The following is a 22,214-nucleotide window of genomic DNA, read 5'->3' as shown; positions in this document are numbered from 1 at the left end:
GCTCCGCTGGGCGCGAACTCGACATCACGGCATCCGCGAACTGGGTAGGCTGGTCCTCATGGCAAAGCGTGCTCCCGAACCCGAGAAGCGTCCTGGGTTCTTCTCCCAGATCAAGTCCCTCTTCCGGTTCACTCGTGAGGCCTACCCGTGGCTTCCGTGGCTCCAGGTGGGGATCCTCCTCATCGGCGTGCTCCTCGGTCTCGTCGCCGGCTACCTGATCCCGCCGTTCCAGATCTGGACGCTCGTGCTCTGGGGTATCACCGGTCTGATGCTCGGCGTGCTCGGCGCGCTCTTCCTGATGACGCGGCTGTCGACGTCGGCGATGTACACGAAGATCGACGGCATGCCCGGTGCGACCGGCCACGTGCTCAGCACCAGCCTCGGCCGCAGCTGGCAGGCCTCGGAGACCCCCGTCGGGATCAACCCCAAGACGCAGGAGGCGGTCTACCGCACCGTGGGCCGCGGAGGCATCGTCGTCGTCGGCGAAGGCGCTCGCGGACGACTGACCCGTCTCGTCAACGAGGAGCGCAGCAAGGCGCAGCGCGTCGCGCACGGCGTCCCCGTCACGGTCCTGTACGTCGGCCACGGAGAAGACGAGGTAGCGATCGCCGATCTCTCGAAGACCATCAAGAAGCTCCCCAAGGCGATCGACAAGACGACCATGGCCGCGGTCATCCGGCGCATCGACTCCGTGTCGCAGTCGCTGTCCTCGCTGCCGATCCCGAAGGGCATCGACCCCACGAAGGTCCGCGCTCAGCGTCCGCGCTGATCCCGCGACATCCGCCTCGAGAAGCGCGGCCGCCCTCATCCCGAGGAGCGGCCGCGCTTTCGTTCACTCCGAGAGCGGCTGGCGCGGCAGGCGGCGCACCTTGGCGCGGCGACGGCGCCGCTCGGGGACCATGGAGCGCATCTCGTCGAGCTTGCCGAAGCAGAAGAGCCGGTCGTCGGCTTCGAGCACGACGTGCTTGCGCGGGTTCGGGATCACGCTGACACCGCGGTGCAGCGTCAGAACCGTGATGTCGCGCTCCCAGAGGCCCGCTTCGCCCAGGGTCTTGCCCACCAGGTCGACAGCGCCGTGGACCATCAGCTCGGCGACCCCGTACCCGGTCGACACGGTCAGTCGCTGACGCACGTCGATCTCCGGGAACGCGACCTGGCCGGCGATGTAGTCGATGATCGCTCCCGCGACATCGAGCTTGGTGGCGCTCTCGATGCCCTGCAGGCCCGGCGAGGAGTTGACCTCCATCACCAGGGGCCCGTCCTCGCCCTCGAGCATGTCGACCCCCGCGACGCGCAGACCCATGATCTGGGCCGATCGCACCGCTGCGCGCTCGTACACCGGGTCGAGCTCGATCGCCGCGACCGACCCTCCGCGGTGCACGTTCGAGCGGAACTCGTCGCCGGCTGCGGACCGACGCATCGCTGCGACGACCCGGTCGCCGACGACGAGAGCACGGATGTCGCGGCCGCGGCTCTCGGCGATGAACTTCTGGATGAGCACGTTCTGCTTCGTGGAGTGCAGGGTCTCGATGATCGCCTCGGCGACCTTCACCTGCGGCGCGAGGATGACGCCGATCCCCTGGGTTCCCTCCAGAAGCTTGATCACGACCGGTGCGCCGCCGACGCGCTCGATCGCCGGACGCACGTCCGCACGGTTGCGCACGAACGCCGTCGGCGGCATCGCGATGTTGTGCCGGGACAGGATCTGGTTGGCGCGCAGCTTGTCGCGCGCGCTCGAGATGCCGTTCGCCGTGTTCGGCGTGTAGACATCCATCTGCTCGAACTGACGGACCACGGCGGTGCCGAAGTAGGTGATCGAGTTGCCGATGCGCGGCAGGATCGCGTCGTAGTCGCTGAGCTGACGCCCCCGGTAGTGCAGGTCCGGTTCATCCGCCGTCAGGTCGATCGCGAAGCGCAGCGTGTTGAGCACCTTCACGTTGTGGCCGCGCTGGAGCGCGGCCGCGCGCAGTCGCTGGGTGGAGTACGCGTGGGGCGCACGGGAGAGCACTGCGATCTTCACGGAGAATTCCTGCCAGGATGGGTCGAGTGAACAAGTCTCCCCATTCAAACACCCTTACGGGGTGGCGCGAGTGGGTGAGCCTGCCGGATCTCGGAGTCGACTGGCTCAAGGCCAAGATCGATACCGGCGCCCGCACCTCCTCGCTGCACGCGTTCGACGTCCGCGAGTTCGAACGCGAGGGCGAGGACTGGGTCCGCTTCCGGGTCAAGCCCTGGCAGGACAGCCAGGAGGATGCCGTCGTCGTCGAGACGCCCGTGCATGACCGCCGTGCCGTGCGCAGCTCATCCGGTCACGCGCAGGAACGCCTGGTCGTGAAGCTGCTGGTCCGTCTCGTGGATCGCGAGGTGCTCGCCGAGGTCACGCTCAGCAACCGTGACGAGATGGGCTTCCGGATGCTGATCGGGCGCGAGGCCCTGCGCCGCGGCTACATCGTCGACCCGGCGCGCTCGTTCCTCGGCGGACGGGCGCCCCGCGAAGCGCGTCGCCGCAACCGCGGTCGGATCTGACGCGCGCTCAGGCGCGGATCAGGAGGGTGCCGATCGCCTTGTCGTGCAGCCCGCGCTGATCCGCGTCCCAGATCACCGCGGGCACCACCACGATCAGCAGCAGGGTGCGCACGATCGGCCGCCACAGACCCACCCATGCGCCGTCCAGACGCACGACGCGCATGCCGAGGATGCGGTGGCCCGGGCTTCCGCCGATGGTCGGGATGAAGAGGATCTGCAAGATCGCGAACACCATCATCGGCGCGAACTGCGAGAGCCCTGCCTCGGTGGGCAGCGCGAACTGGTCGAACCCGAAGAAGGCCGTCGCGATGATCGTCGCCGCGGCGTAGTCGATGGCAAGAGCACCGATACGGCGACCGACTCTGGCTACGCTTCCAGGGCCCGAAACCGGCAGTCCGAGTCGTTCACCGGGGTACGTGTTCACAGCATCCGTCACTGCTCCAGCCTAGGCGACCCCTGTAACATGCCCGAAACAATACGGACACCCCGGGGAAACGCCCCAGCCGTACTGTGCACAATGGCCGTGAAGCCATCGATCCGCAATCCAGGAGTCGTACATGTTCAAAGATTCGTCCGAGGTTCTGAGCTACATCAAGGAGAACGACGTCAAGTTCCTTGACATCCGTTTCACCGATCTCCCGGGTGTGCAGCAGCACTTCAACATTCCTGCGGCGACGGTGGACGAGGCGTTCTTCACCGAGGGCCAGCTCTTCGACGGCTCCTCGATCCGCGGCTTCGCGAGCATCCACGAGTCCGACATGCAGCTCATCCCCGATGTCACCACGGCGTACGTCGACCCGTTCCGCGAGGCGAGCACCCTCGTGATGATCTTCGACATCTACAACCCGCGCACCGGCGAGATCTACTCGAAGGACCCGCGTCAGGTCGCCAAGAAGGCCGAGAAGTACCTCGCGTCCACCGGCATCGCCGACACCGCGTACTTCGCTCCCGAGGCCGAGTTCTACATCTTCGACGACGTGCGCTACTCGGTCACCGCCGGTGAGAGCTTCTACAAGGTCGACTCCGAGGAGGCCGCGTGGAACACCGGCCGCGAGGAGGAGGGCGGAAACCTCGCCAACAAGACCCCGTACAAGGGCGGCTACTTCCCCGTCTCCCCCGTCGACAAGACGGCCGACCTGCGCGACGACATCACGCTCAAGCTGATCGAGGCCGGCTTCATCCTGGAGCGCTCGCACCACGAGGTCGGCACCGCCGGCCAGCAGGAGATCAACTACCGCTTCGACACGATGGTCCACGCGGCGGACGACATCCTCAAGTTCAAGTACATCGTCAAGAACACGGCTGACGAGTGGGGCAAGGTCGCGACCTTCATGCCCAAGCCGCTCTACGGCGACAACGGCTCCGGCATGCACACGCACCAGTCGCTGTGGGACGGCGGCAAGCCGCTGTTCTACGACGAGGCCGGCTACGGACAGCTCAGCGACATCGCGCGCTGGTACATCGGCGGCATCCTGGCCCACGCGCCGGCGCTCCTCGCCTTCACGAACCCGACCCTCAACAGCTACCACCGTCTGGTCAAGGGCTTCGAGGCTCCGGTCAACCTGGTCTACTCGGCCGGCAACCGCTCCGCTGCGATCCGCATCCCGATCACGGGCTCCAACCCGAAGGCCAAGCGCATCGAGTTCCGCGCGCCTGACGCCTCCGGCAACCCTTACCTCGCGTTCGCCGCGCAGCTGATGGCGGGCCTCGACGGCATCAAGAACCGCATCGAGCCGCACGAGCCGGTCGACAAGGACCTCTACGAGCTTCCTCCCGAGGAGGCCAAGGGCATCCCCCAGGTCCCGAACTCGCTGCTGGACTCGCTCGACGCACTGGCCGAGGACCACCAGTTCCTCCTCGAGGGCGGCGTGTTCACCAAGGAGCTCATCGAGACCTGGATCTCGTACAAGTACGAGAACGAGATCCTGCCGATGGCCCAGCGCCCGCAGCCGTTCGAGTACGAGCTGTACTTCGGAGTCTGATCCAGATCGCCGTCGAGAGCCCCCGGAGCACTGCTCCGGGGGCTTTTCTCGTACGCGGCCGTCGCGTAACGCGCGGTGTGGTGATAAGCAACCCCCTCGGCAAGGAGCGACGCGACGAACAGGATGAGAGTCCACCCAAGTGCGAAAGGGACGACTCTCATGACCGACACCACCCCCACCCAGCGGGTCGCCGAGCTGATCAAGGACTTCCGCTTCGCGATGTTCACCACGCGCAACGCCAACGATCGGCTGGTCTCCCACCCGCTCACCGTGCAGGAGGCGGAGTTCGACGGGGACCTCTGGTTCCTCGTCTCCCGCAGCGCATCGCTCGTCGCCGACATCGCGAAGGACGAGCGCGTCGGGATCTCTCTGAGCTCGAACGACTCGTGGGTATCGCTCTCGGGCACCGCCGCCCTCGTCGAGGACAAGGCGAAGGTGAAAGAGCTGTGGAGCCCGACCGTCGAAGCGTGGTTCACGAACGGACCGGACGACCCCGACGTCGGGTTGCTGAAGTTCTCCGCCGAATCAGCCGAGTACTGGGACAGCCCGGGCGGGAAGATCGCCTCGCTCTTCAGCTTCGTGAAGTCGAAGATCACGGGTGAGCCGTACGACGCCGAGAACGAGACGGTCGAACTCTCCGGCAAGTGACTGTTCGCTACGCGGCGTCGCGCGCCCCGTCAAGGGCCTGCGCGACGCCGCGTCGGCGCTGTACGTTCGGAGCATGTGGACCGTACTGATCATCCTGCTCGTCGCCTGGGCCATCGTCGCCGTCGTCGGCTTCGCGATCGAGGGTCTGCTGTGGATCGCCATCATCGGGATCATCCTCTTCGTCGGGACGATCCTCTTCGGCGTCATCCGCAATCGCACCCCGAAAGCCTGATGCCGCCCCTCGCGTGTCCAGCCGGTTGTCCGCGCTGATGAGGCATGATCGACGGGTGAGTCTTACAACCGACCGGGGGAATCATGCGGCGTAGAAGAGTGATCGCGAAGACGGATGCTGCTCCGGTCGTCGGGACCCCGGAAGTGAAGCGATCCCAGCCGTCCAACGGCGTCGCCGCATACGCGCGGACGAACCCGTTCATGTTCGGCCTGCTCGGCGCGCTCGGTGTGCTGGTCGCGCTCGTGATCGGCGGGATCGTCGACCAGCTCGCCACCGTGCTCGTCTACATCGGCGTGGCCATCTTCCTCGCGCTCGGCCTCGACCCCATCGTCACCTTCATCGAGAAGAAGCTCCCCCGTGCCGCCGCGGTCGCCATCGTCGTGGCCGCCGTCGTGCTCGCCTTCGCGGGCATCATCCTGGCGATAGTCCCTCTCCTCGTCGAGCAGATCAGCAATCTGATCAAGAACGGTCCGACGATGATCCAGGACTTCATGAACACCGACTGGTTCAAGGACGTCAGCGGCCAGTTTGGCTCCACGATCGAGGATGCGGTCCAGGGCGTGCTGAGCTTCGTCCAGGATCCCGGCAACTTCGCCGACATCGGCGGCGGCGTGTTCGCGGTGGGTGCCGGCATCGCCGGCGGCTTCACCGGCATCACGATCGTCCTGATCCTCACCCTGTACTTCATGGCGTCGCTGCGCAGCATGAAGCGCACCGCCGCGCGCTTCGTCCCGGCCTACCAGCGCGACACCTTCAGCGAGCTGCTGGAGGACGTCTCCGGAGCCGTCGGCCGCTACGTCATCGGCCAGGCCAGCCTCGCCCTCATCAACGGTGTGCTGAGCCTCATCTTCCTCAGCATCATCGGCGCGCCCGTGCCGGCCCTCCTCGCGCTGATCGCCTTCATCGGATCGATGATCCCGCTGGTCGGAACCCTGACGGCCTCGATCATCAACGCGCTGATCTGCCTGTTCGTCTCGCCGCTCACAGCGCTGATCGCGATCGGCTACTACCTCGTCTACATGCAGATCGAGGCGTACGTGCTCTCGCCGCGCATCATGAGCAAGGCCGTCGCGGTCCCCGGGGCCCTCGTGGTGATCGCCGCGGTCGCCGGTGGAGCCCTCGGCGGCATCCTCGGAGCGCTCGTCGCGATCCCGGTGGCCGCCAGCATCATCATCATCGTGCAGAAGGTGACGTTCCCCGCTCAGGACCGGAAGACCGTCCCGCCCGTCGTCACGATGTGACGGGGTCTCAGCGGACGAGCAGGGCGCCCGGCTGCACGCGCACGTCGAACGCGGAGACCTCGCCCATCTCCTCGCCGTCGATCTCGAAGACGAGCGGGGTCTCCAACTCGACGGAGAGCGTCTCCACGGGCAGGTGACGCGCCGAGTCGGTGCTGACGGCCTCGTCGGTCGCTCCGAACAGGCGACGGATGCCGTTGTCCCAGACGAACGAGCGCACGGTGTCGAGCCACTGCAGCGCTCCGTCAGCACTGATCATCAGGACGTCGAGCTTGCCGTCGTCGAGCACGGCGTCGGGCAGCAGTCGGATGCCGCCCTGTACCATCCCGCAGTTGCCGATGAGCATCGTGTGGCCGCGCACCGCGACCGCCTTCTCACCGTCGATCGCGAGGGTGATGTCGGTCATCTCGGTGCCGGCGAGGGCCCGCCCCATCGCCTCGACGTAGGCCAGCCATCCGGCCTTCGACTTGAGGTCATCATCCGTCTCGACGAGCATCTGCGCGTCGACGCCGAAGCCGACCATCACGGCGAAGGCGTGCTCGGTGCCGTCGTACGACACCCACCCGAGATCGATACGGCGCGGCTCGGAGTCGCGGACGCGCTCGAGAGCCGCCTTCACATTGTTGAGGGGCACCTCGAGGTTGCGCGCGAGCAGGTTCCCGGTGCCCTGCGGCACGATCCCCAGCGCGGTCTCCGAACCGGCCAGGGACTCCGCGACCGCGCGGACCGTCCCGTCGCCGCCGACCGCGATGACGATGTCGCGCCCGTCCTCCCGAGCCTCGCGGGCCATGCCACGACCCGGGTCCTCCGGCGTGGTCTCCCACCAGCGGATGTCGGTCTGATCGTCGAACACGCCGCTCACCGCAGCCTGCAGAACCTCCTGCTCGACCTTCGAGGGGTTCCAGACGATGCCGATGCGTGCGTGGGTCATAGCGTCAGCATGGGTCACGGCTGGGGATACTGCAAATTCGCTCTCTCGGCTATCCGTAGAAGAGATGCTCGAAAGCCTTGCGGGCCCGTCGCGTGACCCCGAGGTAGTCCTCTTCGAGCTCGGTCGCCGACCGGTCGGGATAACCCAGGAGGCGGGCGATCGCGTCGAGCTCTCGACGATCAGCGGGCAGCACATCGCTCGTCTTCCCGGTCAGGAGAGTGATCGCCGAGCGGAGACGGCTCGCCAGACGCCAGGCCTCCCGCAGGAGCTCGGCGTCCGATTCCGGCACCAGGTCGGCCGCCACGGCGGCATCCAGCGCCGAGAGCGTCGAGGTGGTCCGCAATCCTGGAACGGCGTGCGCGTGTTGGAGCTGGAGCAGCTGCACGAGCCACTCGACATCGCTGAGCGTGCCAGGGCCCAGCTTGAGGTGCCGCCGCGGATCGGCCCCCTGGGGCAGCCGCTCCCCCTCGACGCGCGCCTTGATCCGCTTGATCTCACGGGTGCCCTGCAGATCGACGGTCTCGGGGTAGCGGATCGAATCCGCGAGCGCCGTGAAGCGGGCCATCAGTTTAGAGCTCCCGGCGATCCCCCTGGCGCGGAGCAGCGCCTGAGCCTCCCAGGACAGGGACCAGCGCCGGTAGTACTCGGTATAGGCCTCGATGGACCGTACGACGGGCCCCTGGCGCCCTTCCGGACGGAGATCGGCATCCAGGTCCAGCGGCACGCGATGATCCGTGAGGTGCTCGCGCAGCCCCGCGACGATCTGCGTGGCGAGGGTCTGCGCGCGCTGACCGTCCACGCCGTTCGCGTCGTAGACGTAGAGGATGTCCGCGTCGGACCCGAAGCCGAGCTCGGCGCCGCCGAAGCGCCCCATCGCGATCACCGCGAAGTCCAGGGCGTCGTCCTCAGGCGGCACGACCTCCCGGATGACGGCGCGCAATGCGGCTTGGATCGTCGCCTCGGTGATCTCGGTGAGGGCCGTCGCGACCTCCTCGATCGTCAGCACGTCGAGGACGCCGCCCATCGCGGTGCGCAGGAGTTCACGGCGCCGCAGCGCGCGGACGGCCCGTAGCGCGTCGGCGACCGTCTCGTGACGGGTCTGGATCGCGCGCGCCTCCTCGTCCAGCGCGGCCGCACCGCGCGGCCGCAGTCGTTCGGCGCTGTCGAGCCAGGCGACAGACTCCGGGATCCACTCCATGAGCTCGCCGATGTAGCGCGACGACGACAGCAGGCGCGTGAGGCTCTCCGCGGCCCCGGAGGAGTCGCGGAGCATCCGGAGGAACCACGGGGTGTCGCCCAGGCGCTCGCTGATCCGTCGGAAGGCGATGAGAGCGTAGTCGGGGTCGCTGCCGTCGGCGAACCAGCGCACCATGATCGGCATCAGGGCGCGTTGAATCGTCACCTTGCGGCTGAGCCCGGTCGTCAGCGCGCCGATGTGACGCAGAGCACCGGCCGGATCCCGGAATCCGATGGCCGCCAGCCGGTCGTGCGCCTGGGCGGCGGAGAGCGTGCGCTCCTCCTCGGGAAGGCCCGCCACAGCACTGAGCAGCGGACGGTAGAAGAGGCGCGTGTGGATCTCGCGCACTTCGCGTCGCACGCTCTCCCAGCGCGTCCAGATGCCCTCGCCGCTGTCGGCGAGCCCGGTGCTGCGCGCCAGCACGCGCCGACCTGCCGGTGTTCGCGGCAGCAGATGGGTACGGCTCAGCTCCCGCAGCTGGAGGCGATGCTCCATCAGCCGGAGGATGCGGTAGTCGTCGGCGAAGGTGCCGGCATCCGCGCGACCGATGTACCCGCCGGCGACGAGCGCATCGAGGCTCTCGAGCGTGCCGCGGGTGCGCAACGACTCGTCGGTGAGGCCGTGGACGAGCTGGAGCAGCTGCACCGTGAACTCGATGTCCCGCAGCCCGCCGGCGCCCAGCTTGAGCTGATACGGCGCGTCCTCCGGGTCGATGTGTTCGGTCACGCGCTCGCGCATGCGCTGCACGCTCTCGACGAAGTCCTCTCTGGCTGCACTGGACCAGATCTTCGGCTGTACGGCCTCGATGTACTCCGCCCCGAGTTCGGGGTCACCGGCGAGCGGTCTCGCCTTGAGCAGCGCCTGGAACTCCCAGCTCTTGGCCCAGCGGTCGTAGTACGCGAGATGGGAGGCGAGTGAACGCACCAGAGCACCCTGCTTGCCCTCCGGCCGCAGGTTGGCGTCGACCTCCCACAGCGGAGGCTCCACCTCGATGCTGTCGAGGCCACGCATGGTCTCGCGGGCCAACCGCGTGGCGATGTCGATGGCTCGCGCCTCGGCGACGATCTCCTCGTCGCTCGTGCCGCCGACGAAGATGACATCCACGTCGCTGACGTAGTTCAGCTCCCTGGCCCCGGCCTTCCCCATCCCGATGATCGAGAGCCGCGTCGCCGCGATCTGCTCCTCAGGCACGGTGTCGCGCAGGCGGGCCCGCGCGATCGCGAGCGAGGCCTCGAGGGCGGCGCCGGCCGCATCCGCGAGGGCGGCGGAGACCGCGGCCACGACCGTCTGCGGATCCGGGTGCGTCAGGTCGTAGGCGGCGATGGCGGCGAGACTCCGCCGGTATGCGACCCGCACCGCGACGACGGCAGCATCATCGCCGGCGCTCGCGAACCCGTCGCGCGTGCCCACCGCAGCAAGCAACTGATCACGAAGCACCTCGGGGGTGGCAAGAGACGTGATCGACTCCCCCAGCACGGAGAGCTGCTCCGGATGCCGGAGGAAGAAGTCCGCGAGACCCTCCGAGGCGCCGAACACCCGCCACACGCGGTGGCGCGACGGTGGATCCTCGAGCAGTGCCTTCAGGGGTCCGGCATCCCGGCGCGCGACGCGCACCATCCCCCGCACCGCAGCATCGGGGTCCGCTGCATCCGCACCCTCGAGCAGCGATTGCCGCGGCATCCCGAGAGTCGTCGCCAGCTCGGAGAGGGATGCCGCAGCCTCACTGAGCTCGGCGAAGCCGAGCCTGGCCAGAGCGGAGAGAGAGACGGAATCGTCCGGACGGGCCATGGGCGACGCTCAGAGGAGTTCGAGGTTGTTCTTCAGCTCCAGCGGCGTGACCTGGCCGCGGTAGGCCTCCCACTCCTTGCGCTTGTTGAGCAGCACGTAGTTGAACACCTGCTCACCGAGCGTCTCGGCGACGAGCTCCGACGCCTCCATGAACTCGAGAGCGTGATCGAGGCTCGCCGGCAGCGCGGAGTAGCCCAGCGCGCGCCGTTCGGCGTCGCTCAGAGCCCACACGTTGTCCTCGGCCTCGGGCGGGAGCTCGTAGCCCTCCTCGATGCCCTTCAGGCCCGCGGCGAGCAGCAGGGAGTACGCGAGGTACGGGTTCGCCGCCGAATCCAGAGCGCGGTACTCGACACGCGAGGACTGCCCCTTGTTGGGCTTGTACATCGGCACCCGGACGAGCGCCGAACGGTTCGCATGGCCCCACGTGACGAAGCTCGGGGCCTCATCGCCGCCCCAGAGCCGCTTGTACGAGTTCACGAACTGGTTCGTGACCGCGGCGATCTCGTTCGCGTGCCGCAGGAGACCGGCGATGAAGTGACGCCCGGTCTTGGAGAGCTGGTACTTCGCACCCTCTTCGTAGAAGGCGTTCTGGTCGCCCTCGAACAGGGACATGTGCGTGTGCATGCCGCTGCCCGGGTGGCCGCTGAGGGGCTTCGGCATGAACGTCGCGTAGACGCCCTGCTCGATCGCCACCTCCTTGATGACCGTGCGGAACGTCATGATGTTGTCCGCCGTCGTCAGCGCGTCCGCGTAGCGGAGATCGATTTCGTTCTGACCGGGCCCGCCCTCGTGGTGACTGAACTCCACGGAGATGCCGAGATCCTCGAGCATCCGCACCGATCGACGACGGAAGTCGTGGGCCGTGCCGCCCGGCACGTTGTCGAAGTAGCCGGCGGAGTCGACGGGCACCGGACCCTCGGGGCCGAACGACGACGACTTGAGCAGGTAGAACTCGATCTCGGGGTGCGTGTAGAAGGTGAACCCGGCATCCGCGGCCTTGGCCAGCGTGCGCTTGAGAACCTGTCGCGGGTCGGCGACCGCCGGCTGCCCGTCGGGCGTCGTCAGGTCGCAGAACATGCGCGCCGTCGGATCGATCTCGCCGCGCCACGGCAGCGTCTGGAAAGTCGTCGGGTCGGGCTGCGCGAGCAGATCGGACTCGTGGCTGCGCGTGAGTCCCTCGATCGCCGAGCCGTCGAATCCGATGCCCTCGGCGAAGGCGCCCTCGACCTCGGCCGGTGCGATCGCGACCGACTTGAGCGTGCCGATGACGTCGGTGAACCACAGCCGCACGAACTTGACGCCGCGCTCCTCGATCGTCCGGAGGACGAAGTCCCTCTGCTTGTCCATGACTACTCTGCGCCCTGGCCCTTTGCGTCGCCCTTGACGTCCCAGCCCTGCTCGGCGGCTTCCTCTTCGGCCCAGGCGCGCGCGCGCTCCTTGAGCACCTCCGGTGCACGAGTCGCCTCCGCCTCGGTGTCGAACGGTCCGACCCGGTCCACGGAGGGCGAGATCATGCCGAACTCGACCTGACCGGTCTCGGAGTTGTACCAGTACTTTGCGTCGCCGTCAGACATAGCTGCCCCTTCTTCGCGTGATGTCATCGATCCTACTGGCGTGTGCGGTGGTCGCTAAGCTATCGCCCATGGCAAAAGCGATCGGCGTCGACATCGGCGGCACGGGAATCAAAGCAGGAATCGTCGACCTCACGCACGGCACCATGGCCTCCGACCGGGTGCGCGTCCCCACTCCGGAGGGCGCAGCACCGCAGGACGTCCTCGTCGCCGTGCAGTCGGTGCTGAAGACCCTCGACGTGCACGACTCGACCATGCCCCTCGGCGTCGCCTTCCCGGCGATCGTCAAGCGCGGCAAGACGCTGTCGGCGGCGAACGTCTCGAAGGAGTGGATCGACTTCGACGCGGAGCGGTTCTTCCGCGACGGACTCGGTCGCAACATCGTCTTCGTGAACGACGCTGATGCGGCCGGTGTCGCCGAGGCGCGTCACGGCGCGGCCAGGGACGTCCGCGGACTCACGCTCCTGACCACCCTCGGCACCGGGATCGGCTCGGCCTTCCTCTACGACGGCGTCCTGCTCCCCAACACGGAGCTCGGCCACCTGAACTTCCGCGAGTTCGAGTCCGTCGAGCAGTGGGCGGCGACCTCGGCGCGCGAGCGCGAGAACCTCAGCTGGGCGGCCTGGGCCGAGCGGCTGCAGGCGTTCTACTCGCACATCGAGTTCCTCTTCAGCCCCGACCTGTTCGTGGTCGGCGGCGGCGTGTCGAAGAACGCGGGTGACTTCCTCCCGCTGCTCGAGCTCAAGACCCCGATCGTCCCGGCGATCCACCGCAACAACTCGGGCATCATCGGCGCGGCGTCGCTCGCCGGCGACTGATCCCCACGCCCACTCCAGACATCGCTACGCGCCGCCCGGAGCCTCCGGGCGCGTGGCCCCTCTTGTTCTGGAGTGCCTTGCCCGGCGAACGCACGACGAAGGCCCCGCTCATCGAGCGGGGCCTTCGGCATATCTGAGGCGAATGGGCCGACCTGTACGCCGGGTTCTGTTCCGGGGTTCTTCGCCCCTTCGACGGCCATCTCTCTCGGCGACACGTTGCCGTGGCACTCTAGCGGTCTACCCGAGGACTCGGCGAGCCGCGTCAACATCCTCTGTCTGACCTTGCTCCGGGCGAGGTTTACCTGGCGGGTCATGTCACCATGACCCCCGGTGGTCTCTTACACCACCCTTTCACCCTTACCCCTTGCGGGGCGGTCTGCTCTCTGTGGCACTTTCTCGCGGATCACTCCGGGTGGGTGTTACCCACCGCCCTGCCCTGTGGAGCCCGGACGTTCCTCGGTGCGGTTGCCCGCCACGCGGCCGTCCAGTCGACCCATTCGCGTCTCCAGTGTACTTCTCCGCGTCCGCGGCGACGGCGGCTACTTCTCCGCCGACTCGGCGATGCGCAGGTCGAGGGGAACGTCGATCGGGAAGTCGCCGAACAGCCTTCGTGTAGCGACGGCCGCGGCGACCCGCACGGCGTCGGCTGCGGCCTCGGCCTGCTCCTCCGGCACGTGCAGGATGACCTCGTCATGGAGGAAGAAGGCCAGATGGGGCTGCCGCGCGAACGGTCCGGATGCCGTTGCCGGCACAGCCGCCTCCGGCGCACGCTGCAAACGGTGCCGGATCTCCGCCAGCCAGATCAACGACCACTCGGCCGCCGTCCCCTGCACGATGAAGTTGCGGGTGAACCGACCCCAGTCCCTGGCTCGCCGCCGGGCCAGGGCGACCTCGGCGGGATCGGCATCCGCGCCCGTCGCCCTCGACTGGAGTTCCGCCCACTCCGCCGACGGCCGCGGCGAGGAGCGACCGAGCCAGGTCGACACCACTCCGCCGTCCTCACCGGTGCGCGCGGCCTTGTCGACCAGCGCCATCGCCCGCGGATAGACCTTGCGCAGCCGCGGCACCAGGCGGCCGCTGTCCCCGGTGGTGGCGCCGTACATCGCGCCGAGCACGGCGTACTTCGCCTCTTCGCGGGTACCGACGGCACCGGATGCCACGACTCCCTCGTACAGGTCGCTCCCCTGGGCTGCGCGTGCCATGGCCGCATCGGACGCCATGGCCGCCAGCATCCGCGGCTCCAGCTGCGCCACGTCGGCGACCACGAGGGTCCAGCCCGGGTCGGCGCGCACGGCCGGCCGCAGACTGCGCGGAAGCTGCAGTGCACCTCCGCCCGCCGACGCCCATCGTCCGGTCACGACGCCTCCGGGGATGTAGACCGGGCGGAACCGGCGATCATGCACCCACTCGGCCAACCACGCCCAGCCGTTGGCGCTGAGCAGACGGGAGAGCTTCTTGTAGGCCAGCAGTGGTTCGACGACCGCGTGCGACTGGCTCGCGAGCTCCCAGCGGCTCGTCGACTCGACGTGCACGCCGACGCGGTGCAGAGCACGGAGCAGCTTCGGCTGGCTGTCGAGGTGCAGCGTCGAGTCGCTGAGGATCGCGCGCACGCGGTCGCCCAGTTCGACCATCCTGCTGGGCAGACCTCCTGCCGCGGGCCGTGTGCCGAGCGTCTCGGTCAGGATCGCGTCGTGGACGCCCTCGTCCCAGGGGAGCCCGGCCGCCCGCATCTCCTCGGCGATCAGACCGCCCGCCGATTCCGCGGCGCACAGAAGCGTCAGACGGCCGTCGCGCTCCTGATCGATCACCCGGCGCTGTGCGCGGAACTGATCGAGCGCCTCGGCGACGGGGTCGTCCGCATGGTCGTGCTCGACGACATCGAACAGGGCGGGCGCCGCATCCGTCGGCTCACGGCGCACCCACGCCGCCGAGGGCGGCAGAGGTCGCGCCACGGTATCCGTATCGCGCAGGATCGCGTGGCAGAGCAGCAGGTCGTGCGTCCGGCCGAGTCGCACGCCGCCTGCGAGCAGCATCGGGTAGATGTCTCTGGCGCTGCGGATGATCCACCGCGGCGCTTCCGTCTTCTCGAGCTCCGCGACCCACGTGAGGAGTTCCGTACCGCCCAGCGGCACGCGGCTGCGTTCGCCGCCGTCCTCGTCGAGCTCCACAGCGACGTACCGCCCGTCACCGAGCGCGATCAGCGCGATCCGCCGTCCCTGCGCCGTCGACGAGCTCATCGACGGCGTGCGGGGACCCCGCTCAAGAGAGCCCGGATTCCTCGGTGCGCACGAGGATGCAGCCGCACTCGGGGCAGAAGACGACGAGTTCGTCCGCCGCGCGGCGGATGTCGTTCAGGTCGGTGCTGGGAAGAACCATGCGGCATCCTTCGCACGTGCCGCGAGTGAGCAGTGCGGCACCCGCGCTGTTCGCGGCGCGACGCGTGTACTCCGCGACGAGGTCGGCGGGCACCGTCGCGACGACCGCCGCGCGATCGCGTGCCAGCTCGGCACCACGGTCGGTCGCCGCCGCGACATCGGCCTTCGCCTGAGAGGTGAGCGCGGATCCCTCGGCGGTGGTGGTCGCGAGGAGAGCCTGCTGCGCGGCGACCGCGGCCTCGGCCTCCTCGAGCCGACCCATGACGTCGAGCTCGGCATCCTCGAGATCGCTCTGGCGACGGGCGAGGCTCGCGAGCTCGTGCTCCAGCGCCTGCGCGTCCTTGGAGCTCGTGGAGGCCGCGAGGCGCTCGGCGTCGCGGTTGCGCCGCTGCTCAACGACCGCGACATCGGACTCCAGCCGCGTCAGCTCGGTGCGCACGTCGTCGCGGGTCCCGGTGAGCGTGGTGAGCTCGCGGAGCTGATCCTGTCGGATGGCGACGAGCTCCGTGATCCGCGCTCCCTGGGCCGGCTGCGTGCGGGCACGCTCTGCCTGCGCGATGCGCCGGTCGAGGTCGGCGATGTCGAGCAGGGTGCGCTGGTTCTCGGGGGTGGCGTTCACGCTCTCAAATCTAGCCGCTGCGGCGACATCCGCCCATCACTCCACGTCGCCGTCGAGGTAGTACCACTGACGCTCCTCGCGGACGAAGCGGCTGCGCTCGTGCAGGGAACCGCGCTCCGCGCCCTGCCGCCAGTACGCCTCGAACTCGACGACGCCCTCCCGATCGAACGGGCCGCCCGCTACGTGATCGATGATGACGAGCCGCCGCCAGCTCAGCTCCGGGTCGAACTCGCACGTCTCGGGTCGAGTCGTCGGATGCCACGTGCGCAGCAGGTATCCGGCGTCCTCGAGCGAGAACGCGGTGTACCGCGATCGCATCAGGCGTTCCGCCGTCGGCGCGGCGGCGCCCTGGAGCAGCGGTCCACAGCACGCGTCGAACGTGTTCCCGGACAGGCACGGGCAGCGTGCGGGGTCGGTCATGAGAGCCAGCATCGCAGGTCACGCCCTACGCTGAAGACACACCTGCACCGAAGGAGCCACGATGCCCACTGTCCCCACCTTCACCGCTCACAACGGCTTCGCCCTGCCGGCCATCGGCCTCGGCACCTACGCACTCAACGGCGACGAGGGCGCCGCCGCCGTCGCCGGAGCACTCGACGCGGGCTACCGCTTGGTCGACTCGGCGTTCAACTACGAGAACGAGGGCTCGGTCGGGCTGGGCGTCGCGGCATCCGAGGCGCCGCGTGAGGAGATCATCGTCACGACGAAGCTCCCCGGGCGCCACCACCCGACCGCGAAGGCGCGCACCAGCATCGAGGAGAGCCGCTCGCGGCTCGGCCTCGACATCACGGACCTGCACCTCATCCACTGGCCCAACCCGACCCAGGACGAGTACGTCCAGGCATGGGCCGCGCTCGTGGACGCCCAGGAGCGGGGCATCGTGCGACAGATCGGCGTGTCGAACTTCCTGCCGGAGCACCTCGAGCGCATCGAGCGCGAGACCGGTGTCCGACCCGTCGTGAACCAGATCGAGCTGCACCCGTACTTCCCGCAGGAGGAGCAGCTGGCCTATCACCGCGAGCACGGCATCCTCACCGAGGCATGGAGCCCGCTCGGTCGTGCCCGCGAGCTCGTCGACGAGGGCGTGGTGGCGGAGGTCGCCGCGGCGCACGGCATCACCCCGGTGCAGGCCGTTCTCGCCTGGCACGTCGCGCGGGAGACCGTGTCGATCCCGAAGGCCTCGTCGCTCGAGCACCAGGTCTCGAATCTGGCCGCCGCGGAGATCGTGCTCGATGACGCCGAGGTCGCCGCGATCACGGCGCTGGGCCGTGCGGACGGACGGCTCTTCGACGCCGACCCGCGGACCCACGAGGAGTCCTGACACCAGATCAGACGACCTGCGTGCCGAGCACTCGGACCAGTTCGAGCTTGCTGGCCGCCTCGCTTCCGGGCGCGGCGGTCAGCACGATCAGCGCCTGGGACTCGTCCTCGGTGAAGAGCGCCTGACAGTCCACCTCGATCTCGCCGAGCTCGGGATGCACGAGCACCTTGTGCTCCTCGAACCGACGACGCACCTCCTGCGCGTCCCAGAGCTCGACGAACTCGGGGCTCCGTGCCGTCAGCTCCCGGACGATCTCGCCGGCGCGGGAACGGCTGCCGAGCAGACCCTGCGCGGCACGGAGCGATGCGACGAGCGAGCGGCTCTGCCGCGCGTGATCGCTCTCGAGGTATCGCCCTCGCTCGGACTCGGGTTGGGCGAACCACCGGTAGATGCCGCTGCGCTCCAGGCCGACCAGATGGCTCGCGTCCCCGAGGAGAGCGCGGGCCGCGTCGTTCTGCACCAGGACCTCATCGAGCACGGAGACCACGAAGGCCGGTGCGTCGTGCAGCCGGTCGAGGATGCGGAGCATCCCCGGACGCACGTAATCGGTCACGGCTCCACGATCCGGGGCGCTGTAACCGGCCACGCGATGCAGGTAGTCGCGCTCGTCGGAGGTGAGACGGAGCGCTCGGGCCAGAGCGGCGAGGATCTGAGGACTGGGCTGCGGGCCGCGCTGCTGCTCCAGACGCGTGTAGTAGTCGGTCGACATGGTCGCGAGCTGCGCGACCTCTTCCCGCCGCAAACCCGGTGTGCGTCTGCGCACTCCGGGACTCAATCCGACATCCGAGGGCTGCAGCATCTCCCGTCGTCGCAGGAGGAACTCGGCCAGCGCTTCACGATCCACCTCTGAAGTATCCCTCTCGACGAGGGCGGCATCCAGGGACCGCCGATCCCTGGATGAGCGCTCTCTGGTGGGCGTCGCGCACCTGATCGACGCTGAAGTCATGAACATCAGCGGAAACACCATCTTCATCCCCGGCGCCACGAGCGGGATCGGTCTGGCTCTCGCCCGCGCGCTCCGCGCCAAGGGCAACACCGTCATCGTCGGCGGGCGCCGCACCGCGCTCCTGCACGAGATCGCCGCGGCGGATCCCGACATCCACACGGTGCAGATCGACACGACGGATGCCGAGAGCATCCGCGCCGCGGCATCCGAGGTCATCGCGGCGCACCCCGACCTGAACGTCGTCATCACGATGGCGGGCGTGATGCGCGTCGAGGACTGGTCGCAGCCGTCCGGATTCCTCGCGACGGCCGAGGAGACCATCGTGACCAACGTGCTCGGACCGATCCGCCTCATCGGCGCATTCATCGAGCAGCTGCGCAGCATGCCCGATGCGACCATCGTGACCGTTTCGTCCGGGCTGGCCTTCGCTCCCCTGCGCGTCACGCCGAGCTACAACGCGAGCAAGGCGGCGATCCACATGCTCAGCGAGTCGCTGCGGCTCCAGCTGGAGGGATCGACCGTGAAGGTCGTGGAGCTCGAGCCGCCGTCCGTGCAGACCGACCTGATGCCGGGTCAGAGGGAGAGCGACTTCGCGATGCCGCTCGAGGACTTCATCACCGAGGTGATGCATCTGTTCGAGACGCAGCCCGACGCCACGGAGATCCAGGTCGAGAACGTCAAGTTCCTCCGCTACGGCGAGGCGCGCGGCGACTACGACCAGGTGGTCGCGACGCTGAACAGTCGCGACCCGCACGGCCGCTGAACCGGCCGGCGGTTCAGGCGCCTAGGGTCGCCCTGACGCCCTCGAGCGCGGTCGCCGAGCGATGGAGCAGGTCGAGTTCCTCTGCGGAGAAGGACGTGTTCCTGATCGGCACCGCGCCCGTGGCGCTCACGATCGACGGCACCGAGAGCGCCACCCCGTCCACGCCGTGGAAGTCGTGCAGCACCGTGCTGACCGGCATGACCGCGTGCTCGTCGCGCAGGATCGCCTCGACGATGCGGGCGCTCGACAGCCCGATCGCGTAGTTCGTCGCACCTTTGCCCCGGATCACCTTGTACGCGGCGTCGCGGACGTCGATCGCGATGGCATCCAGTTCCTCCCGCGTGAGACGTGGATGCCCCGGCACCTCCCAGTCGAGGATCGGCACCGTGCCGATCGTGGCGCGCGACCACAGCGGGAACTCGGTGTCGCCGTGCTCGCCGACGATGTGAGCGTGCACGCTGCCGGTCGAGACGCCGGCGCGCTCGGCCAGTTTCCAGCGCAGGCGAGAGGTGTCGAGGACCGTGCCCGAGGCGAAGACGCGCTCCGGCGGAAGCCCGCTGACCTCCTGCGCGATGACCGTGAGCACGTCGCACGGATTCGTGACGATGACGTAGACCGCATGCGGGGCGACCTCGAGCAGCTGCGGCATCATGCTGCGGATGATGCCGGCGTTCACCTCGGCCAGCTCGGTGCGGGTCTGGCCGGGCTTCTGCTTCGCACCGGCGGTGATCACGACCACATGGGATCCGGCTGCGACCGAGATATCGCTGCCGCCCACGATGTCGCTCGACCCGGTGAACTGCGTGCCGTGGGCGAGGTCGAGGACCTCGGCTTCGACCTTCTCGGTCGCGACGTCATAGAGGGCGATGTGGCGGGCGGATCCGCGGATCAGCGCGGCGTAGGCGACGCTCGAGCCCACGCTTCCCGCACCGACGACCGTGAGCTTCGAGTTCTCGATGATCTCCATGGGCTCAGTCTCGCAGTCGCGGGACGCGATCACACCGCCGAGGCGACCGCCTCCTGCGCTGTCGGATGCGTGAACCGGAAACCGGACTTCTCCAGCACCGTGGGCCGCACATCGGCATCGGAGAGGAGGAGGGAATCGGCCGCGGCCGCGCTCAGCGCGAGACGCAGCGCCCAGGCGGGGGCAGGCAGCCAGAAGGGGCGGTGCATCGCACGGGCGAGGCCGCGGCCGATGTCGTTCGCCGTCGCGGGTGTCGGTCCGGTGAAGTTCACGGGTCCGGTGATCTTCTGATCGATGACGTGCCGGATGCCGCGGACCTCGTCCTCGAGCGACATCCAGGGCCAGATCTGCGTTCCGCGGCCGAGGGGGCCCGCGAGGCCGAAGCGCGTGAGCTGGATCATCGGCTTGAGAACCCCCTGCCGGTGGATCACCGGAGCCGTGCGCAGCAGGGCCACCCTGGTCTGGTCCTCGGCGCGGCGCGCCTCCGCCTCCCATTGCACGCAGAGCTCGGCGAGGAAGGTGTCGCCCGCGGGCGAGTCCTCGGTGAGCTGCTCCCCCGGTGCCGAGCCGTAATAGCCGACTGCGGATGCCGAGACGAGGGCCGGAGCATCGTCGCGCAGCGCGCGCAGCGCGGTCGTGATCGTGCGGGTGCGCTTCAAGCGGGAGTCGACCAGCTCCTCGCGATACCGGGGCGTCCACGGCAGTCGCCCGACGCTGGCGCCGCCGAGTGCCACGATGGCCTCCGCGCCGGCGAGCACCTCGGGGTCGAGGTCGCGCTCCCCCGGCGCCCACTGCCGCTCGGACGAATCCCTCGGAGGGCGTCGCACGAGCGTGGTGACGTCGATGCCGTCCGCGCGGAGCGATGTTGTCAGCGCGCCGCCGATCAGTCCGGATGCCCCGCTGATGACGATGCGTCGCGCCATGGTCGCTCCTGGAGTTCAGTCCCTCTGCCGTGGCCGATGCTCACGGTGTGAGTGCTGTCCAGACTAACCGCAGGCTCGATCGGATCCTCCTCACGGACGCGGCGGACCGTAGGAGAGACGATCGAAGACGAGGATGGTCTCGCTGATCCGCCCGTCGCGCACCGTGAAGTACTCGGCGGCCGGCGCGGTCGACGTCGCAGCGGTCTGGGGATAGTAGAACAGCGCGACACGGTCCCCGTCGGAGAACTCGGCGATGTCGCCGATGCCCGTGAGCGTGGGCGCGAAGCCGCCGATGTACCGGGCGTACGCCTCTTTGCCCTGCAGGTCGACCCCGGGTGCTCGACAGGTGATGTCGTCCGCGACGTAGGTCATCGCCTGCTCCACGTCGCCGCTGGTCCAGGCCCGGTGATAGCCCTGGACGATGTCATATGCCGTATCCATGTTCTTCCCCTTGCTGTGCGCGGTCAGTGGGTGTTCAGTCGTCGAGCGGACGCCAGTCGTCGGCTCCGAGGTCGTCGCCTGCCCCCACGGCCGCGAGACGCGGCAGGAAGTGCGCCCAGCCGTGCGCGTGACCGCGCACCTCGGTGTCGGGAAGGTCCGAGTGGGTCAGGTCGACGCGCGTGCCGGTGCCGGTCGCAGTGAGGGTGAACTCGACGCGCGATGATCCGGCGGGAAGCGTCTCGCTCCCGGCCACGCCCCAGGAGACGACGACACGGCGCGGATGCTCGACGTGCAGATACTCTCCCCGGATGGCGTGCCCGGCGATGTCGACCGCGAACCGGCCGCCGGGTGTCGGATCGAGCTCGGCGTACTGCCCCATCCAGGCGGTCATGCCCTCCGCCGTGACGAGATAGTCGAACACCGTCTCCGGAGCGGCGGCGATGTCGATCGAGTCCCGGAACTCAGCCACGATCGTCGCCCTCGCGCGCCTCGATCACGGACTTCAACGTGGCCAGCTTGCTCGGCCAGAAGTCGTCCAGGTAGGAACGCACGGCCGACAGGCCGTCGGTGTCGACCGAGAACAGATGCCGCGTTCCCTCACGGGTGCTGACGGCGAGCCCTGCTCGCCGCAGGACGCCGAGGTGGTGGGAGGTCGTCTGCTGGGAGAGTCCGGCAGCATCCGCGATCGCGCCCACCGGCAGCGGAGCGGAGCGGATCACCCGGAGGATCGCGCGGCGGTTCCCGTCTGCCAGGGCGCGCAGCGCGAGGTCGAGATCAGCAACGGCTTCGGCACCCATCGGCCACCTCCTCCTTCGGATGAGCCGACGCTAGCACAAATGCTCCTTTGTACTCAAGAACGTTGGTGGAAGGGTTCCCGCTGCCACGGCCCGC

At 68.6% G+C, this 22,214-nt stretch carries 24 protein-coding genes and 1 other RNA gene; 9 read left to right on the top strand and 16 right to left on the bottom strand.

Features of this window, described 5'->3' with window-relative positions; all coding sequences use genetic code 11:
- Positions 1-58: 58 nt before the first annotated feature.
- Positions 59-769 (top strand): DUF4191 family protein, encoded by a 711-nt coding sequence (locus tag ABS642_RS03175; protein WP_282217020.1) that lies wholly within the window; start codon positions 59-61, stop codon positions 767-769.
- A gap of 63 nt (positions 770-832) precedes the next feature.
- On the opposite strand, the gene ABS642_RS03170 is transcribed toward ABS642_RS03175, so the two are convergent.
- Complete coding sequence (locus ABS642_RS03170; RefSeq protein ID WP_282217019.1) at positions 833-2,020, bottom strand: RimK family alpha-L-glutamate ligase; 1,188 nt, start codon at positions 2,018-2,020, stop codon at positions 833-835.
- Between the two features lie 17 nt (positions 2,021-2,037).
- Here ABS642_RS03170 and ABS642_RS03165 point away from each other — a divergent pair, with 17 nt between their 5' ends.
- Entirely contained in the window at positions 2,038-2,526 is a 489-nt protein-coding gene (locus ABS642_RS03165) for a RimK/LysX family protein (protein ID WP_282217018.1), read from the top strand.
- Positions 2,527-2,533: 7 nt separating this feature from the next.
- Here the strand turns inward: ABS642_RS03165 and ABS642_RS03160 are convergent, their stop codons facing one another.
- The gene (locus ABS642_RS03160) at positions 2,534-2,962 is read right to left on the bottom strand and encodes an RDD family protein (protein WP_350352220.1); all 429 of its coding nucleotides are present in this window, start codon (positions 2,960-2,962) and stop codon (positions 2,534-2,536) included.
- 121 nt (positions 2,963-3,083) lie between these two features.
- Here ABS642_RS03160 and glnA (ABS642_RS03155) point away from each other — a divergent pair, with 121 nt between their 5' ends.
- The 4 genes from glnA (ABS642_RS03155) (at position 3,084) to ABS642_RS03140 (ending at position 6,629) form a co-directional block, all read left to right on the top strand.
- Positions 3,084-4,508: a type I glutamate--ammonia ligase gene (gene glnA, locus ABS642_RS03155; RefSeq protein ID WP_350352219.1), complete on the top strand. Its 1,425-nt coding sequence runs from the start codon at positions 3,084-3,086 to the stop codon at positions 4,506-4,508.
- Positions 4,509-4,667: 159 nt separating this feature from the next.
- Positions 4,668-5,156 (top strand): pyridoxamine 5'-phosphate oxidase family protein, encoded by a 489-nt coding sequence (locus ABS642_RS03150; protein ID WP_116634843.1) that lies wholly within the window; start codon positions 4,668-4,670, stop codon positions 5,154-5,156.
- A gap of 73 nt (positions 5,157-5,229) precedes the next feature.
- On the top strand, positions 5,230-5,388 hold the full coding sequence (locus ABS642_RS03145) for a hypothetical protein (RefSeq protein WP_165808032.1): 159 nt from the start codon (positions 5,230-5,232) through the stop codon (positions 5,386-5,388).
- Positions 5,389-5,471: 83 nt separating this feature from the next.
- Positions 5,472-6,629: an AI-2E family transporter gene (locus ABS642_RS03140; RefSeq protein WP_350352218.1), complete on the top strand. Its 1,158-nt coding sequence runs from the start codon at positions 5,472-5,474 to the stop codon at positions 6,627-6,629.
- 7 nt (positions 6,630-6,636) lie between these two features.
- On the opposite strand, the gene ABS642_RS03135 is transcribed toward ABS642_RS03140, so the two are convergent.
- Genes ABS642_RS03135 through ABS642_RS03120 form a run of 4 tightly spaced genes read right to left on the bottom strand, consistent with a single transcriptional unit; the run spans position 6,637 to position 12,156 of the window.
- Positions 6,637-7,557 carry a diacylglycerol kinase family protein gene (locus ABS642_RS03135; RefSeq protein ID WP_350352217.1) on the bottom strand — a complete coding sequence of 307 codons (921 nt, stop codon included), beginning with the start codon at positions 7,555-7,557 and terminating at the stop codon, positions 6,637-6,639.
- 49 nt (positions 7,558-7,606) lie between these two features.
- Entirely contained in the window at positions 7,607-10,582 is a 2,976-nt protein-coding gene (locus tag ABS642_RS03130) for a bifunctional [glutamine synthetase] adenylyltransferase/[glutamine synthetase]-adenylyl-L-tyrosine phosphorylase (protein WP_350352216.1), read from the bottom strand.
- A 9-nt stretch (positions 10,583-10,591) separates the two neighbouring features.
- On the bottom strand, positions 10,592-11,929 hold the full coding sequence (gene glnA / locus ABS642_RS03125) for a type I glutamate--ammonia ligase (RefSeq protein WP_116634839.1): 1,338 nt from the start codon (positions 11,927-11,929) through the stop codon (positions 10,592-10,594).
- Positions 11,930-11,931: 2 nt separating this feature from the next.
- Complete coding sequence (locus ABS642_RS03120; protein WP_282217009.1) at positions 11,932-12,156, bottom strand: SPOR domain-containing protein; 225 nt, start codon at positions 12,154-12,156, stop codon at positions 11,932-11,934.
- A 68-nt stretch (positions 12,157-12,224) separates the two neighbouring features.
- On the opposite strand from ABS642_RS03120, the gene ppgK reads away from it, so the two are divergent.
- A complete protein-coding gene (gene ppgK / locus ABS642_RS03115) occupies positions 12,225-12,971 on the top strand; it encodes a polyphosphate--glucose phosphotransferase (protein ID WP_350352215.1) in 747 nt (248 codons plus the stop codon).
- Between the two features lie 139 nt (positions 12,972-13,110).
- Here ppgK and rnpB read toward each other — a convergent pair.
- The 4 genes from rnpB to ABS642_RS03095 all read right to left on the bottom strand — a co-directional run bounded on the left by rnpB (position 13,111) and on the right by ABS642_RS03095 (position 16,385).
- An RNA gene (rnpB, locus tag ABS642_RS03110) (RNase P RNA component class A) lies at positions 13,111-13,467 on the bottom strand.
- Between the two features lie 43 nt (positions 13,468-13,510).
- Positions 13,511-15,208 (bottom strand): bifunctional 3'-5' exonuclease/DNA polymerase, encoded by a 1,698-nt coding sequence (locus tag ABS642_RS03105; protein ID WP_350352214.1) that lies wholly within the window; start codon positions 15,206-15,208, stop codon positions 13,511-13,513.
- A gap of 22 nt (positions 15,209-15,230) precedes the next feature.
- The gene (locus ABS642_RS03100) at positions 15,231-15,965 is read right to left on the bottom strand and encodes a C4-type zinc ribbon domain-containing protein (RefSeq protein WP_350352213.1); all 735 of its coding nucleotides are present in this window, start codon (positions 15,963-15,965) and stop codon (positions 15,231-15,233) included.
- A gap of 36 nt (positions 15,966-16,001) precedes the next feature.
- Positions 16,002-16,385 (bottom strand): YchJ family metal-binding protein, encoded by a 384-nt coding sequence (locus tag ABS642_RS03095; RefSeq protein ID WP_350352212.1) that lies wholly within the window; start codon positions 16,383-16,385, stop codon positions 16,002-16,004.
- Positions 16,386-16,446: 61 nt separating this feature from the next.
- On the opposite strand from ABS642_RS03095, the gene ABS642_RS03090 reads away from it, so the two are divergent.
- Positions 16,447-17,286 carry an aldo/keto reductase gene (locus tag ABS642_RS03090; RefSeq protein WP_282217004.1) on the top strand — a complete coding sequence of 280 codons (840 nt, stop codon included), beginning with the start codon at positions 16,447-16,449 and terminating at the stop codon, positions 17,284-17,286.
- A gap of 7 nt (positions 17,287-17,293) precedes the next feature.
- Here ABS642_RS03090 and ABS642_RS03085 read toward each other — a convergent pair whose 3' ends face one another.
- Positions 17,294-18,130, bottom strand: coding sequence for a helix-turn-helix domain-containing protein (locus tag ABS642_RS03085; RefSeq protein ID WP_350352211.1), 837 nt, complete (start codon positions 18,128-18,130; stop codon positions 17,294-17,296).
- Between the two features lie 100 nt (positions 18,131-18,230).
- Here ABS642_RS03085 and ABS642_RS03080 point away from each other — a divergent pair, with 100 nt between their 5' ends.
- Positions 18,231-18,995, top strand: coding sequence for an SDR family NAD(P)-dependent oxidoreductase (locus tag ABS642_RS03080; protein ID WP_350352210.1), 765 nt, complete (start codon positions 18,231-18,233; stop codon positions 18,993-18,995).
- 13 nt (positions 18,996-19,008) lie between these two features.
- Here ABS642_RS03080 and ABS642_RS03075 read toward each other — a convergent pair whose 3' ends face one another.
- The 5 genes from ABS642_RS03075 to ABS642_RS03055 form a co-directional block, all read right to left on the bottom strand.
- A complete protein-coding gene (locus ABS642_RS03075; protein ID WP_350352209.1) occupies positions 19,009-19,962 on the bottom strand; it encodes an L-lactate dehydrogenase in 954 nt (317 codons plus the stop codon).
- Positions 19,963-19,991: 29 nt separating this feature from the next.
- A complete protein-coding gene (locus ABS642_RS03070; protein ID WP_350352208.1) occupies positions 19,992-20,882 on the bottom strand; it encodes a TIGR01777 family oxidoreductase in 891 nt (296 codons plus the stop codon).
- 90 nt (positions 20,883-20,972) lie between these two features.
- On the bottom strand, positions 20,973-21,323 hold the full coding sequence (locus tag ABS642_RS03065) for a nuclear transport factor 2 family protein (protein WP_350352207.1): 351 nt from the start codon (positions 21,321-21,323) through the stop codon (positions 20,973-20,975).
- A gap of 34 nt (positions 21,324-21,357) precedes the next feature.
- A complete protein-coding gene (locus ABS642_RS03060; protein ID WP_350352206.1) occupies positions 21,358-21,792 on the bottom strand; it encodes an SRPBCC domain-containing protein in 435 nt (144 codons plus the stop codon).
- Positions 21,785-22,120, bottom strand: a complete 336-nt coding sequence (locus ABS642_RS03055; protein ID WP_282216997.1) for a metalloregulator ArsR/SmtB family transcription factor — start codon at positions 22,118-22,120, stop codon at positions 21,785-21,787. Before ABS642_RS03055 ends, ABS642_RS03060 begins: the two co-directional genes overlap by 8 nt.
- Positions 22,121-22,214 lie beyond the last annotated feature (94 nt).

Source organism: Microbacterium sp. A8/3-1 (assembly GCF_040267695.1).
GTDB lineage: Bacteria > Actinomycetota > Actinomycetes > Actinomycetales > Microbacteriaceae > Microbacterium > Microbacterium luteolum.
Note: the sequence above shows the minus strand (reverse complement) of the source record. Positions and strands in the feature narration are given on the sequence as shown.